Source organism: Halorientalis brevis (assembly GCF_042678165.1).
GTDB classification, from domain to species: Archaea; Halobacteriota; Halobacteria; order Halobacteriales; family Haloarculaceae; genus Halorientalis; species Halorientalis brevis.
The window spans coordinates 784,698-798,359 of the sequence record NZ_JBHUDJ010000003.1; the positions used below are offsets into that span (position 1 = coordinate 784,698).

General features: G+C 66.6%; 15 protein-coding genes. 5 read left to right on the top strand and 10 right to left on the bottom strand.

Features of this window, described 5'->3' with window-relative positions:
* Positions 1-40: 40 nt before the first annotated feature.
* On the bottom strand, positions 41-1,123 hold the full coding sequence (locus ACFR9U_RS11155; protein WP_247373091.1) for a S1C family serine protease: 1,083 nt from the start codon (positions 1,121-1,123) through the stop codon (positions 41-43).
* A gap of 200 nt (positions 1,124-1,323) precedes the next feature.
* Here ACFR9U_RS11155 and ACFR9U_RS11160 point away from each other — a divergent pair, with 200 nt between their 5' ends.
* The 3 genes from ACFR9U_RS11160 to ACFR9U_RS11170 all read left to right on the top strand — a co-directional run bounded on the left by ACFR9U_RS11160 (position 1,324) and on the right by ACFR9U_RS11170 (position 3,269).
* Complete coding sequence (locus ACFR9U_RS11160; protein ID WP_247373089.1) at positions 1,324-1,605, top strand: DUF7111 family protein; 282 nt, start codon at positions 1,324-1,326, stop codon at positions 1,603-1,605.
* A gap of 117 nt (positions 1,606-1,722) precedes the next feature.
* The gene (locus ACFR9U_RS11165) at positions 1,723-2,889 is read left to right on the top strand and encodes a thiolase domain-containing protein (RefSeq protein ID WP_247373086.1); all 1,167 of its coding nucleotides are present in this window, start codon (positions 1,723-1,725) and stop codon (positions 2,887-2,889) included.
* Positions 2,886-3,269, top strand: a complete 384-nt coding sequence (locus tag ACFR9U_RS11170; RefSeq protein ID WP_247373084.1) for a Zn-ribbon domain-containing OB-fold protein — start codon at positions 2,886-2,888, stop codon at positions 3,267-3,269. The genes ACFR9U_RS11165 and ACFR9U_RS11170 overlap by 4 nt, the downstream gene beginning before the upstream one ends.
* A 180-nt stretch (positions 3,270-3,449) precedes the next feature.
* Here the strand turns inward: ACFR9U_RS11170 and ACFR9U_RS11175 are convergent, their stop codons facing one another.
* The 7 genes from ACFR9U_RS11175 to ACFR9U_RS11205 all read right to left on the bottom strand — a co-directional run bounded on the left by ACFR9U_RS11175 (position 3,450) and on the right by ACFR9U_RS11205 (position 10,320).
* On the bottom strand, positions 3,450-4,439 hold the full coding sequence (locus ACFR9U_RS11175; RefSeq protein ID WP_247373072.1) for an alpha/beta fold hydrolase: 990 nt from the start codon (positions 4,437-4,439) through the stop codon (positions 3,450-3,452).
* Positions 4,440-4,549: 110 nt separating this feature from the next.
* On the bottom strand, positions 4,550-5,368 hold the full coding sequence (locus ACFR9U_RS11180; protein ID WP_247373070.1) for an ABC transporter permease subunit: 819 nt from the start codon (positions 5,366-5,368) through the stop codon (positions 4,550-4,552).
* Entirely contained in the window at positions 5,365-6,123 is a 759-nt protein-coding gene (locus ACFR9U_RS11185; protein ID WP_247373068.1) for an ABC transporter ATP-binding protein, read from the bottom strand. Before ACFR9U_RS11185 ends, ACFR9U_RS11180 begins: the two co-directional genes overlap by 4 nt.
* Entirely contained in the window at positions 6,120-8,015 is a 1,896-nt protein-coding gene (locus ACFR9U_RS11190) for a NosD domain-containing protein (RefSeq protein ID WP_247373066.1), read from the bottom strand. Before ACFR9U_RS11190 ends, ACFR9U_RS11185 begins: the two co-directional genes overlap by 4 nt.
* 4 nt (positions 8,016-8,019) lie before the next feature.
* Positions 8,020-8,703 (bottom strand): nitrous oxide reductase accessory protein NosL, encoded by a 684-nt coding sequence (locus ACFR9U_RS11195; protein ID WP_247373064.1) that lies wholly within the window; start codon positions 8,701-8,703, stop codon positions 8,020-8,022.
* 157 nt (positions 8,704-8,860) lie between these two features.
* Positions 8,861-9,904: a methylmalonyl Co-A mutase-associated GTPase MeaB gene (gene meaB, locus ACFR9U_RS11200; protein ID WP_247373062.1), complete on the bottom strand. Its 1,044-nt coding sequence runs from the start codon at positions 9,902-9,904 to the stop codon at positions 8,861-8,863.
* A complete protein-coding gene (locus ACFR9U_RS11205; protein ID WP_247373049.1) occupies positions 9,901-10,320 on the bottom strand; it encodes a cobalamin B12-binding domain-containing protein in 420 nt (139 codons plus the stop codon). Before ACFR9U_RS11205 ends, meaB begins: the two co-directional genes overlap by 4 nt.
* Before the next feature lie 111 nt (positions 10,321-10,431).
* Here ACFR9U_RS11205 and ACFR9U_RS11210 point away from each other — a divergent pair, with 111 nt between their 5' ends.
* Positions 10,432-11,067, top strand: a complete 636-nt coding sequence (locus tag ACFR9U_RS11210) for a DUF420 domain-containing protein (RefSeq protein WP_247373047.1) — start codon at positions 10,432-10,434, stop codon at positions 11,065-11,067.
* A 70-nt stretch (positions 11,068-11,137) separates the two neighbouring features.
* Positions 11,138-11,872 (top strand): sporulation protein, encoded by a 735-nt coding sequence (locus ACFR9U_RS11215; protein WP_282593988.1) that lies wholly within the window; start codon positions 11,138-11,140, stop codon positions 11,870-11,872.
* Between the two features lie 20 nt (positions 11,873-11,892).
* Here ACFR9U_RS11215 and ACFR9U_RS11220 read toward each other — a convergent pair whose 3' ends face one another.
* Together ACFR9U_RS11220 and ACFR9U_RS11225 are read right to left on the bottom strand one after the other, a co-directional pair.
* Positions 11,893-12,663 (bottom strand): ABC transporter permease, encoded by a 771-nt coding sequence (locus tag ACFR9U_RS11220; RefSeq protein WP_247373042.1) that lies wholly within the window; start codon positions 12,661-12,663, stop codon positions 11,893-11,895.
* Positions 12,660-13,628 (bottom strand): ABC transporter ATP-binding protein, encoded by a 969-nt coding sequence (locus ACFR9U_RS11225; RefSeq protein WP_247373040.1) that lies wholly within the window; start codon positions 13,626-13,628, stop codon positions 12,660-12,662. The genes ACFR9U_RS11220 and ACFR9U_RS11225 overlap by 4 nt, the downstream gene beginning before the upstream one ends.
* Positions 13,629-13,662: the final 34 nt, after the last annotated feature.

The following is a 13,662-nucleotide window of genomic DNA, read 5'->3' on the forward strand; positions in this document are numbered from 1 at the left end:
GTCGACGGGAATGTGAATGACGGCGAGAGCGCCCCGATTGCTACCCGGTGACGGGCGGCTGTTGCTCGGGGAGTTCAGGCCGTTCGGCCAGCGTCACGTTCACCTGCCGGCGCTCGCCGTCGCGCACGACCGTCAGCGTCACGTTCTCACCGGCGCGAACGTGCGTGAACAGGTAACTCGTCAGCACTTCGCCGGAATCGACGTCCCGTCCGTCGACAGAGACGATGACGTCACCGCCGACGGGGACGCGCGTCCCGTTCACGAACGTGAACTGGGAGGCACCCCGGAGCTTGTCTGCCGCCGGCGTGCCCTGGACCGTCGAGACGACGTACGCGCCCTCCGAGACGGAGAAGTTGTTGGCCGCGACGAGGGGCGGGGTCACCTGCGTGGTCGAGACGCCGAGGAACCCGTGTTCGTACTCGCCGGTCCTGGTCAGCGTGGGAACGACGGCGTCGATGACCGTGCTCGGGACGGCGAACCCGATGTTCTCGGCCCCGGCGCTCGCGATACCGGCCGTATTGATCCCGACCACCTCGCCCTGACAGGTGACCAGCGGTCCACCGCTGTTCCCCGGACTGATCGGGGTGTCCGTCTGCACGACGCTCGGGATCGAAAAGCCGAACACCGTCGGGAGCGTCCGATTGACGCCGCTGATGATCCCGTGCGTAATCGTCTCCTCGAGGCCGAAGGGGTTTCCGAGCGCGGCGACCTTCTGCCCGTGTGGCGGCGTTTGTTCTGCCACTGCAAGCGCGTCTGCGTACCCCGGGGTCTGGTTGACCCGCACGACTGCGAGGTCCGCGAACACGTCGCTGCCGACGACGGTTCCGGCCACCGTTTGCCCCTGACTGAACCTGACGAGCACTTCCTCGGCGTCGCCGACCACGTGTGCGTTCGTGACGACGTAACTGCTGTCGTTCACGTCTCCCTTCCGGTAGACGAATCCCGACCCCTGTCCGATCGGCGTCTGGATCGACACGACGGAGTCGATCGTCTCGTCGTAGAGCGAGACGTAGTCGCAGCCGGCCTGCTGGGGTGTGGCCTGCCGACCAGTTGCGACCCCGGTCCCGACACCGGTGCTCGCGACTACCACGACCAGGAGAACGCCCCAAATTCGGCACTTCATGAGTATCCCACACGGGTCAGAAACGGTTAGCGGACTGCAATCGTTTTGTTGCTTTGGCGCGGTCAAATGTCTCCGTTCCCTGGTCTTACTGTCGATAACCTCGGCCAAACGGAACGCTGGCGAATTGCCGACGGGTCAGCGGTGGTGACAGACGGTCGGAGATCGACAGGTACGACCCCGTCCCCTCCATACGACCGGTCATGACCGACGCCGACGCCGAGCTAACCGCGGACGGTATCACGGCTCGCTACTACGAGACGGCCGAAGAGCGCGTGCTCAGTTTCGCGCGTGAGGGTGCGACCGCCGCCATCGCACAGAACGTCGATGGCTACGCCATGCTCAAGGTCCGTCCAGCGCCCGACGGGGACGAACTCGAACGCTACTACGGGTTCGACATGGCCCTCGATCACGCCGCCGAGCTGCTCGGCGTCGCCCCCCACGACCTCCCGATACCGGACCCCGCGGCGGACATGGGGATGTAATCCGATCGAAACCGCCCGACGGTGATTGAACGAGGTTCCACGAACCGAACCCATATCGCGTCTGATACCACTCGTCACCGGCAAACATAAATGCTGAAAGACCCCTACCGGTGAGTGATGTCAGACCCACGCGTAGCCGGCATCGGCCTCACCCACTTCGGCAAACATCCCGAGCGAACGGGACGTGATCTGTTCGCCGAAGCGGGGCTGGCCGCCCTCGACGACGCGGGCGTCGACCCCGACGACGTCGAGGAACTCTTCTATGGCAATTTCATGGGCGAACTGGCGGAACACCAGGGCCACCAGGGCCCGTTGATGGCCGAAGCCGTCGGCCTCGACGTTCCCGCGACGCGCTACGAATCCGCCTGTGCCTCGAGCGGCGTCGCCGTCCGCGAAGCCGTCAAGACGGTCCGCAACGGCGAATCCGACGTCGTCATGGTCGGTGGTGCCGAGCGAATGACCAACATCGGGACTGCCGGCGCGACGGACGCGCTCTCTATCGCGGCCGACGACCTCTACGAGATCCGCTCGGGGATGACGTTCCCCGGCGCGTACGCCCTGATGGCTCGCGCGTACTTCGAGGAGTACGGCGGCTCCCGCGAGGACCTCGCCGCGATCGCCGTCAAGAACCACGAGCACGCCCTCCCCAACGAGTACGCGCAGATGCGCCAGGAGATCACCGTCGAGGACGCGCTCGACGCCCCGACCATCGCCGACCCGCTCGGCCTGTACGACTCCTGTCCCATCACCGATGGCGCGAGCGCCGCCATCATCGCCAGCGAGGAGTACGCCGAGGAGAACGACCTCGACGCGTCCGTCGCCGTCACCGGCACCGGCCAGGGTGGCGACAAACTGGCACTGCAGGACCGCCAGTACCACGCCCGCGCACCGGCGACCGAGGCCGCCGCCGATGAGGCCTACGCCGACGCAGGCATCTCGTCGGACGACGTCGATTTCCTGGAAGTCCACGACTGCTTCACGATCGCCGAGGTCCTGGCGCTCGAAGGCCTCGGCCTCTACGAGTACGGCGAGGGTATCGGTGCGGCCGCCCGCGGTGAGACGACCCGCGAGGGCGACCTGCCGGTGAACCTCTCGGGCGGGCTGAAGGCGAAGGGGCACCCGGTCGGTGCGACCGGCGTCGCTCAGATCGTCTCGCTCACGAAACTGCTGGAGGGACGCCACCAGCGAGCCGACGCCGTCGAGGACGCGACGACCGCGCTGGCCCACAACGCGGGTGGCACGGTCGCGAGTGCAACTGTTCACGTTATGGAGGTGCGAGAATGACTGACGCACGAGACGGCGAGTACGACGACCTGCTCGACGCCATCGAAGACGGTGAGGGGTACTATCTGGAGTGTGAGAACGGCCACGGGTCGCTCCCGCCGCGACTGGCCTGTCCGCAGTGTGGCTCACAAGAACTCTCGGAGGAACCGCTCCCAGAGTCCGGCGAAATCTCGACCTACACCGTAGTGACAGTCCCAACGCCGCAGTTCGAGGACGACGCCCCCTACGTGACTGCGATCGCCGACTTCGGCCCGGTTTCGATCACCGGCCAGATCACGGACGTCGACCCCGAAGACGTCGAGACCGGTGACGTCGTCGGCATCGGCGTCAGCGAGACGGTTACCAACGAAGAGCGACTGATCGCCTTCGAACCGCGGTAATCAGTCGCCCGTCTCTCGTTTTCTTTCGCTGCTCTCTCTGAGTGACGTTCTGCTTCTCCGACGCGTGCAATTTCGAGATGGACGGCAATAACCGATGGGCCGAGGGCGATGGCGACGCTCACAGCACCGATACCAGCAAGGACGGCGATCAGCCTTCGGAGCGGTGGCCTGCTCTGTTGGCTACTCTCGCGTCGTCGCGTCCTCGCCGCCCACCTCTTCGATCTCGATGTCGGTCATCGCGCCGGGGAGGTTTTCCCCGCGGACGACCTGGCGGACGAACTGGTCCGGGTGTTCGACGTGGGGCTGGAGGTCCGCCTCGTCGAACACGACGAGGCGCGCGTTCGCGGCTTCTGCGAGCCGCTCGCCGCCTTCCAGGGGCGTGGTCTTGGCCTGACGGCCCCAGACGAGCGTCACGGGCGCGTGCACGTTCGAGAGGACGGCCCCCAGGTCGACGTCCGGGTCCAGGAAGCCGGCGATGAACGAGGCGGGGGCGAATCGGCTCCCGGGCTGGTGGGCAGTTTGCCACTGGTACTCGACGAGGTCGTCGGTGATGTTGTCGGCGTCGTAGTAGCCGTGGTCGGCGTTGAAGTACCGGATGGAGCGCTTGCTCGTGATGACGTTGAACAGCGCCTCGCCGACGACCGGCGCGCGCAACAGCGAACGGAGCCAGACGCGACGCCCCGGCATCGTCTCCGCAGTCGGGCAGATCAACACGAGTTCGTCGACGGCGACGCTCTGGGCGGCGACCGCTGCGTACGCGCCCGAGAGCGACGAAGCCAGCACTCGGGGTTCGTCGGCCATCTCCGAAAGGAAGTCCTCGACGAAGGTGCTGTACAGCGACCCGGAGTACAGCAGTGGTGGGCGATCCGACCGGCCGAAGCCAGGGAGGTCGGGCGCGATGACGTGATACTCCTCGGCGAGCGCGTCGAAGACGCCGCGGAACTCGTGGCTGCTTCCCGACGCGTTCACGCCGTGGAGACACACCAGGTCGGGGGCGTCGGGATCGCCGGCCTCGGTGTAGCCGACGTCGAACCCGCGCCAGCGGTAGGTGCCCTGTTTGCCGTCGAGCGGCGGTTCCAACTCGCTGGCTCGCATGCCCAGTAGTCTGTTGACCCCCGCGGTCAGCCCGATACCCCCACCGATCCCTGCGACGAGCTTACGGAGCTTCATGTCTCGACCAACGGCAGACAAGCGCTTATACGTGGTGACTGATCAGGGACGCTGACGTTTTTCAGTAGCTGAGTGAGGCTCGAGGGAGCGCTCCAGTGCGCTCGAACCTATCAGGTGTCCCAGACCGTGCGGACGGCGACGGCCAGTGAGACGACGAACCAGGAGAGCAGTCCGAACACGTTCGTCGCCGGAGAGCCAGCGGCCGCGCCCCGCGTGAACGCTTCGCCGACGGCGAGCGTCAACACCAGGCCCCGGTACGCGCTGTTCGGGCTGAACGCGAGCAGCGGTTCAACCTGGCCCGGCGAGATGATGCCGCCGGAGAGCGCGGCGACGATGGACGCGTCGAAGCCGATGACGAGCGAGATGAACAGGATCGAGACCAGGGCGAGCGCCTCTCGCGTCGAGCGCGCGACGGCGGAGACAGCGGTCGCGATGGCGAGCGTCACGACGCCGAACCCCGCAGTCAGCGTGACGAACCGGAGGTAGATCGCCGGCGTGTCGATGGTCTCGTGGGCCGCGATGACCGTCACCTGCTCGGTCGGGGTGAAGGCCACGAGTGCGCCGGCGATCAGCAGCGGTGCCAGGACGACGGAGAGGAAGCCCGCGAGGCGGCCGAGGTAGACGCCGGCCACGAACGTGGGGCGTGAGATCGGATACGTGCGGATCGTTTCGAGTTCGCCGCGCTCCGCGTCGGCCATGATCGCCCGGTAGCCGAAGGCAAAGGCGAGGATGGGGACGAGCACTTCGGCCGGTCGCATGAGATCGAGCGTGAGGGGGAGATAGCCGCTGGTTCCGGCCCCTACGACGAGGCCGAGTAGGACGACGAGATACCCGAGCGCGAGGACGGCGATGGTTTTGGTCCGGAGGAGCGTCTCGAACTCGCGCTGGGCGAAAACCGCCGTCGTCCGCGCCGCCTTGCGCGCGTTCATGCGTCTCCCCCCTCGCCGTTTGCGCGCGGTGACTGCGCCGTTCGCGTCGCGACTTCGTCGCCCTCGTGGCTGACTAGCGCCGACATCGCTTCTTCGAGGTCGCTCGCCCCCGTGTCGGCGAGCAACTCGTTGGGCGCTCCCGTCGCCGCGACGTGTCCGCGGTCGATGAGGACTGTGTCGTCGGCGATGCGCGAGACCGCCCCGAGGTCGTGCGTGGCGACGATGACCGCTGCGCCCTCGTCGGCCAACTCGGCGATCGTCTCCGTGATGTGGTGGCTCATCATCGGGTCCAGGCCGCTGGAGGGCTCGTCGAGCACGAGCAACCCGGGATCGCCGATGGTCGCCTGCGCGATGCCGAGCAGGCGCGTCATCCCGCCGGACAGCGCCTCGACGCGACGGTCGCGGACGCCGCCGAGCCCCACTCGCTCCATGGCCGAGTCCGAATCGACGTCCTCGCCGACGAGGTCGGCGTAGAACGACAGCGTCTCGCGGACGGAGAACTGCGAGCGGAAGGCCGGTGCCTGCGCGAGATAGCCGACGGGGCGCGCGCCGGTCGTCGGCCTGGTCACGGTCCCGGAATCGGGCTGGAGCAGTCCGGTGATGACGCGCAAGAGCGTGGTCTTGCCGGACCCGTTCGGGCCGATGAGACAGGTGACTGTCCCGGGGTCGACCCCGAACGAGACGTCCTCGATGACGGTGAGGTCGCCGAAACTGACGGTGACTGCTTCCACGTCGAGTCCAACTGTGTCTGTCATGGGTGTGTTGCGTTCAGTTTGGCGAGCGTCTGGGGATGGGTCGGCTCCACGAGCGGCGCGTTGTCGACGATGCCGCTCTCCCGAAGGCCGGGGACGGCGTCCTGCAGGGTCCGGAGCATACCGACCGCGGGCGATTCCCGGAGGGTGAGTACGCCGTCGGCTTCCAGCAGGGCGCCTTCGATGTCTCCCGTCGGATGGTGGGCGGTGTCGAGCGTGCCGTCGCCGTCCTCGTCACGACCCGGGAGCGGTCCCCAGTAGTTGCCCCGCTCGTCGGTCCAGATGCGAACTGGGCCGCGGACTGCACCGACCTGGACCTCGTTGTCGACGATGTCGTTTTCGATCACCTCGTTCGAGGGCATCAGCGTGTCCGCTCTGATGCCGAGGCCGTTCCGGACGACGACGTTTTCCCTGGCCAGCGACCGGGTCGCCCCGATCGAGATGCCGATCTCGTTGTTCACGGCGACGTTGTCGACGATGAACGAGGAGGTGCCGGCGACCGAGAGGCCGATGTCGCTCCGGCGAACGTCGTTTCCGAGCAGGACGTTGCCCCGCGGCCGAGTCATGACGATGACGCCCGCGTTCGTCTCTCGCATGGTGTTGTTCGCGACGAGCGCACCGGAGGTGTACATCTCGTGGACGCCGTACCGCAGGTCCACCATCCGGCTGTCCCTGACGACGATCCCTTCAGCGCGATGGGTGTAGACGCCGTCGCGACCGCCGTGGATTGAGGTGTTCTGGACGACGACTGGATCGTACATCGCCAGGACGCCCATGAACCCGTCGGCCCATTCCTCGCTCCCTCGGACGGTCGTGTCACGAACGACAGTGCCGGGACTGTTGCGCATGATGACGCCCGTCGCCTGGGTGTCGACGTGAACGCCCGAGACGAGCGACCCGGTCGCGTTGTCGAACCGGATCGCCGAGTCGCCGCTGCCGTAGGCCACCCGGATGCGGGCGTCCCACTCGTCGTCGCCAACGTCGGCGATCGATCGGGAGCCGTTGGGCCCAACGCCCGAAATCTGCAGGTCGGTGACCGCCGATCGCGGCGCCCGGAAGTTCAGGACGGTCCCGGTCCCCGGTCCCTCGACGTGGGTCTCGTTGCCGACCCCGGAGATCGTCACCGGCTTCCGAACCGTTAGATTGGCGTCGTAGGTGCCGGCCGGCAGTTCGACGGTCGTGTTGGGCGGCGCCTGCTCGATCGCCGCGGCGAGGGTCGGCGCGTCCTCGCCCACGACGACCGAAACCGGCCGATCGTCGAGCGTCTCGGTCTCGCTGACCTGTTCGTCGGCCCACGCCGTGCGGTTCGTCACGATGGCGTCGAGTCGCTGTTCGGCGTCCGCACCCTGGCGGCCGGTCCGACTCAGGAGTTCGTTCCAGCCGACGACCGTCCCGCCGTACTCGCTCGCGAACGACTGCGCAGCCGCTTCCGATCCGAAGGGGACGACCGCGGCACCGCCGGGCGTCCGCGCCCGGCTGTCGACGACGAAATGCGCGTTGCGCGCCGACACCCACCCGACGTCGATCTCGTTCCGGGCGACGAGATAGTCGTCGCTCGTCAGCGCCGGGTCCGCGTTCGCGTAATCGGTCACGAACACGGCTAACGGCCGGCCGAACTGCTGATTCGTTCCCCTCTCACTGAGGTGGTCGGCGGCCTGGCCGACGCCGTAGTAGCCGATGACGTACTGGTACTGCGAGTAGAACACCTCGGCTTGCGGAATGCTGTAGCCCTCGTCCTGGGCTTCCTGCACGTCGACGCCCGTCAGGCCGAGCGTCAGCGTCTCGTCGAACGACACCGGTGAGACGCGCTGGTCGAGGGTCGGCGTGACGGCGAACCCGGTCGCCATCACCACCAGCACAGCCAGCAGGCCACCGAGGACGTACTTCACGTACATCGGGTTACATCCCGAGCTGAGCGATCATTTGCGGCGTCACGTCGTCGACCGTCACGAGTTCGCCGCCCCACTCGTCTTTGAACGACTGGGCGTCCGATTCCTTCGAGAACGCGATGAGATCTTTCCCCATCGCGCCCTTGACCTCCGAGCCGACGACGAAGGTCACTTTCCTGGCAGCGACGAAGTCCTCGGCGTTCACGTGGGTCGAGATCATCGTATCGCCCTGTTCCTCGAAGGTCCGGTAGTCGACGTTCGAGTAGTCCGTGACGTACATCACCGCTCGCGTCCACCCGCGGTCCTGGCGCTCGAAATCGTAGTTGAACGCCTCCCAGGTGCTGTCGAACCGCGCCGGGTTCTCGTGGCCTGACGGTTGCTCCCCCGGATAGAAGATTTCGGTCGTCGGGCCGGGATGGTTCGGAATGATCATCCCACAGACCTCACAGGCGTCGTCCGTGGTCAGGGTTACCGCGCCGGGAACGTTCTCGCTCGTCGTCGCCCCGTCGCGGTTCCCGATCTGGGTGCAGCCCGCGAGCGCCAGGGCCGCGCCGGCGGTCGCGCCGGTAAGGACCCGTCGCCGTGACAGTGCTGGGCTACAGTCGTGCGCTCGTGGTTGCGAGTGATCGTGCGAGCATGCGTGCTTTGCTGATCGTTCGTGTGAACAGGAGTTCGCGTGGGTGGGGTCGTGCATCGATGGGAGTGGTGTGGATGGTGTGCAGTTCTAGAACGTGACGTGTCGCTCTTTCCCGGATCTAGACGTTCGATGACTAAGCAGGTTTTCATCGTTCCCACACGATGGGAACTCCTCGGTCGCTACAGCCACTGGCAACGGTTTCGAGGCGGCGCTCTCAGTCTCGCTGGTCGCGGACGCACTCTTCGATCGGGTCGAGAACCTCGTCTGCGATTGTGTAGGGGTCGGTTTTGCGGTCGAGTACGCGGTCGACGAACCCGTCGATGCCGCCCCGCGCGTCGATCTCCGATGCCAGCAGTTCGCTGGCGTCCTCTCGGAGGAGCGTCCGAATCTCGGCGGCGTATCGCGAGCGGGCCTTTGCTTCTAGTTGCCCGGACTCGACGAGGTAGTCGGCGTGGTCCTCGAGGACGTCGATGAGGTCACCGATCCCGTCGCCGGTTTTGGCCACCGTCTCCACGATGGGGGGCGTCCACGACTGGCTCTCGTCGCTCGCCGTGCTCGTGGTCTCGGCCGTCTCCGCTTCCATCGCGCCGTGATGACCGGTGGCGACTGCGACCTCGTTTCGGCGCATCTCGACCATCTCTTTGAGTTCCTGGACCGTCCGGTCGGCGCCGTCGAGGTCCGCCTTGTTGACGACGAACAGGTCTGCGATCTCCAAAATTCCGGCCTTCAACATCTGCACGTCGTCCCCGCTCCCGGGCGGCACCAGCACCGCGACGGTGTCGGCGGTGCGAACGATGTCGACTTCGTTCTGGCCGGCGCCGACCGTCTCGATGATGATCTTGTCTTTGCCGAAGGCGTCGAGCGCCTTCACGGCGTCCGTCGTGGCCGTGGAGAGCCCGCCGAGCGACCCGCGGGCCGACATCGAGCGGAAGAACACGTCCATGTCGCCCGTGTTCGAGGCCATGCGGATGCGATCGCCCAGCACGGCACCGCCCGTGAACGGCGAGGAGGGATCGATGGCGATGACGCCGACGGTCAGGCCCTGCTCGCGGTACGATTCCGCCAGTTTGTCGACCAGCGTCGACTTGCCGGCGCCCGGGCTGCCGGTGACGCCGATGACGTCCGCGTCGCCCGTGTGTTCGTGCAGCTGTGACACCAGCTCGCGGTAACCCGGCGACCGGTTCTCGATCTTCGTGATGGTGCGGGCCAGGGCTCTGTGTTTGCCCGCGAGCAACTCCTCGATGAGCTGATCTGTCATTCTCGCTCGGGCACGTTCTCCTCGACGTACTCGATGATCTCGTCCATCGACGCCCCCGGACCGAAGATCTGGGCGACGCCCAGGTCGAGCAGGTCGTCGCGGTCCTCGTCGGGGATGATCCCGCCGACGAGGACGAGCGTGTCGTCGAGCGCGTCGTACTCTTCGAGGCCGTCCATGATCTTCGGCACCAGCGTGTTGTGGGCGCCGGAGAGAATCGAGATCCCCAGCACGTCGACGTCTTCCTGAACCGCCGCCTGGACGACCTCGTCGGGCGCCTTGTGCAGGCCCGAGTAGATGACTTCGAATCCCGCGTCGCGGAACGCGCGCGCGATGACGTGTGCACCGCGGTCGTGGCCGTCCAATCCGACCTTGCCGACGAGACACCGAATCGTCCGCTGCTCCTGGTCAGCGCTCATGCCAGTTCATAGCACGTTGGGCGCTTTCACTCTTGCCTTTCCACGGCGCAGTCGGGGACTCGCGGGCCCGAACCCGACGGACTCATGGGGCTGCCGTCCACAGAGCCCAGTATGGCTGTCGCCGATGATTCCCAGAGCTGGCCGAAGGCACACCCCCGCGCCGTAACCGCCGTCCTCTCCGCCCTCGGATACGTCCTCGTCGTCGGTGCGTTCGCCGGCCTCCTGCCGCTGCCGACGATCAGTCGCGACGCCGTCATCTTCCTCGGCGACGCGATCGCTGTCGTGAACACGCTCGCGCTCGCCGCCATCGTCGCCGGCGTCGCGTTCATCAAACGGGACCAGATCCGCAAACACCGGGCCGCGATGCTGACCGCGTTCGCACTCATCATGGTCTTCCTCGTGCTGTACCTGGTCAAGGTGGGCGGCGGGTTCGAGAAGTCGATCAACGCGACCGGACCGATCTACTACGCCTATCTCGTGATGCTGGCGGTTCACATCCTCCTGTCGGCGCTGGCGGTGCCGGTCGTCCTGCACGCAGTCGTCCTCGGACTCACGCACACGCCCGACGAACTCCGCGACACCAGTCACGCTCGCGTCGGCCGCATCGCCGTCGGGGCCTGGGGACTGTCGCTCGCGCTCGGGATCATCACGTACGTCCTCCTCAACCACGTCTATGGCTGGGAACCGCGCCATGCGCTGCTCTTGCTCGTCGCCACGACCAGGCCGCTGGTTCCGACGGCCGAGTGACCGGTTCCGGAAGTCGACTTCGTTGAGCCGAAAGTACATATCGGATGGCGGGGAACCCTTCCCTGGAGACATGAAGAAGGTCCTCGCACGCGTTGGTATCGGAAACGCCACAGTGGATACAGTACTGCCCTCTCCGACGGTTCGACCGGGGGAGACGATCGACGCCGAGGTCAACATCGTCGGCGGGAACGCCGAACAGGAGATCGGCGACATCCGGTTCGAGTTGGAGACGCGGTTCCGGACCGAAGACGGCTATCGCGAGATGGACATCGACCGGTTCACGCTCGCGGAGGGGCTGACCATCGCTCCGGACCAGGAGGAGACACGGCCGGTCTCGATCGAGATTCCGTACGACACGCCGGTGACTCTCGGGAACATCGAGGTGTGGGTCGAGACTGAACTCGACATCGACCTGGCGGTCGATCCGGAAGACAGAGACTACCTCGACGTCGAGCCGACGCCGCGGCTCCAGACCGTCTTCGACGCACTGGAAGACCTCGGGCTCTCGTTTCACAGCGCGGAGTGCCAGGCCGATCCGTACAACCGGTACACGAGCACCCGGTTCATCCAGGAGTTCGAGTTCCGTCCCGCGGGGGGACCGTTCCGCGGCCAACTCGACGAACTCGAAGTCGTCGCCCAGCCCGGCCCCGACGAACTCACGCTGTTCCTCGAAGTCGACCGGCGTGGGGGGCTACTCAGCGAGATGACTGACATGGACGAGCAACACGTCCGGACGACGGTGACCAGCACTGACGTCTCGGAGGTTCGGTCCGATCTCGAAACGCTGATCGAGCAACACGCCTGACGCCGGCGCGATTCCGGCTGTCAGTCCGTTCGCGGGAGTGCCACCGCACCGGCGGCGAAGAACACGAACGTCAGTCCGGCGAGTACGCCCAGGTAGAACAGCGGTCCGGGCGCGGCCATCCCGAAGAACGGCTCCGTCGAGGGCTGGAAGGTGACCGACCTGACGCCCCGGGAGAAGAAGGTCAACGGGGAGAGTTCGGTGGGGAGCCACGCCGGCAGCATCGACGGCGGCACGAACGTCTCGGAGAGAAAGAGGAGCGGCAGCGCGAGCGCGTTGCTCGCCGCGATGACGCCGTCCTGCGAGTCGGCGAAGCTCCCGAGCATCGCACCGACGCCACAGAACAGCGCCACGCCGAGGCCGACGAAGGGAACGAGCAGCGGCGAGAACGCGATCTGTGCGCCGGTCACGACCACGATGAGGCCGAGCAGGAGCAAGCCGGCGAGCCCGATGACGACGACGTTGACCAGCGTCTGAGCGAGCAGCCACTCCCACCGCGACAGCGGCGTCGTGGCGAGTTTCTCGAACTGGTTGCCGTCTCGGTGGCGGGCGACCTCGCTCCCGACGCGGGACAGCGGCGTGAAGAGGACGACGACGGCGAGATACCCGGGGACGTAGTACGCGGGCGGTTCCGTGAACAGCCCGCCGCCGGTCGCCTGGGTCTGGACCAGCGCGCCGAAGATGAGGATGATGATGACCGGGAAGAAGAACGTGAAGAACACCGCCGTCCGTCGGCGAAGGAACGAGTACCAGGCCGCGAGAAACGCAGCCTGAACGCGACCGACGGCGGTCATCGGTCACCCCCAGCGGCGGTATCGACACGGCCGCCGTCGGCCAGTGGAGTCTCGCCGGCCCGGACGACCTCTCCGCTGGCCGTGACTGCCTGGCCGGTCAGGTCGAGATACACGTCTTCGAGGTCCGGTTCGGTCCAACTCAGTGAGTCGTAGCTCGCACCGGTCGCTTCCAGCGTCTCGACCACGTCGCCGATGGCTTCCGGCGGCACGTCGTAGATCGTGAGCTGTCCGTCTGCTAACTCGGACGGATAGGAGAACTCGTTCGTCACGGACGGTTCTGCGTCCGTGTCGACGACCAGCCGACTGTCACCGCCGTGGTTCGCGATGAGCGAGTCGGGTGCATCACAGGCGATCAGTTTCCCGTCGGCGAGCAGCCCCACGCGGTCGGCCAGGCGTTCGGCTTCGGCCATGTAGTGGGTCGTGAGGAAGACCGTCGTGCCGCCGGCGGCCAGGTCCTCGATGAGTCGCCAGACTGCGCGGCGTCCAGCCGGGTCGATGCCGGTCGTGGGTTCGTCCAGCACGAGCAGGTCCGGGTCGTTGACGAGCGTCGTCCCGAGGCAGGTCCGGCGCTGTTGCCCGCCCGAGAGGTTCTCGTACCAGGTGTCGGCGTCGTCGGCGAGCCCCACGTCGTCGAGGACGCTGTCGACGTCCCTGGACTCGTCGTAGAGGCCGCCGTAGTAGCTCACGAGTTCGCGAGCCGTGAGGCGATCCGGTGGATCGAAGTTCTGCGGGAGGAGGCCGATCCGTGCACGATCGACGGCACGGGGCGACTGATCGAAGACGCGAACTGTTCCTTCTGCGTCGGTCGTCCCGAGCAACGCGCGGACGAGGGTCGTCTTCCCGGCGCCGTTCGGGCCGATGAGCGCGAACACCTCGCCCTCGTCGATCGAGAGCGAGACGCCATCGAGCGCGACGGTGTCGCCGTAGACCCGGCGGACGTCTTCGGCGACGACGGTTGCTGCCATGTCAGGAGAGGTGGCCGGAACGAGGGTAAGGGAT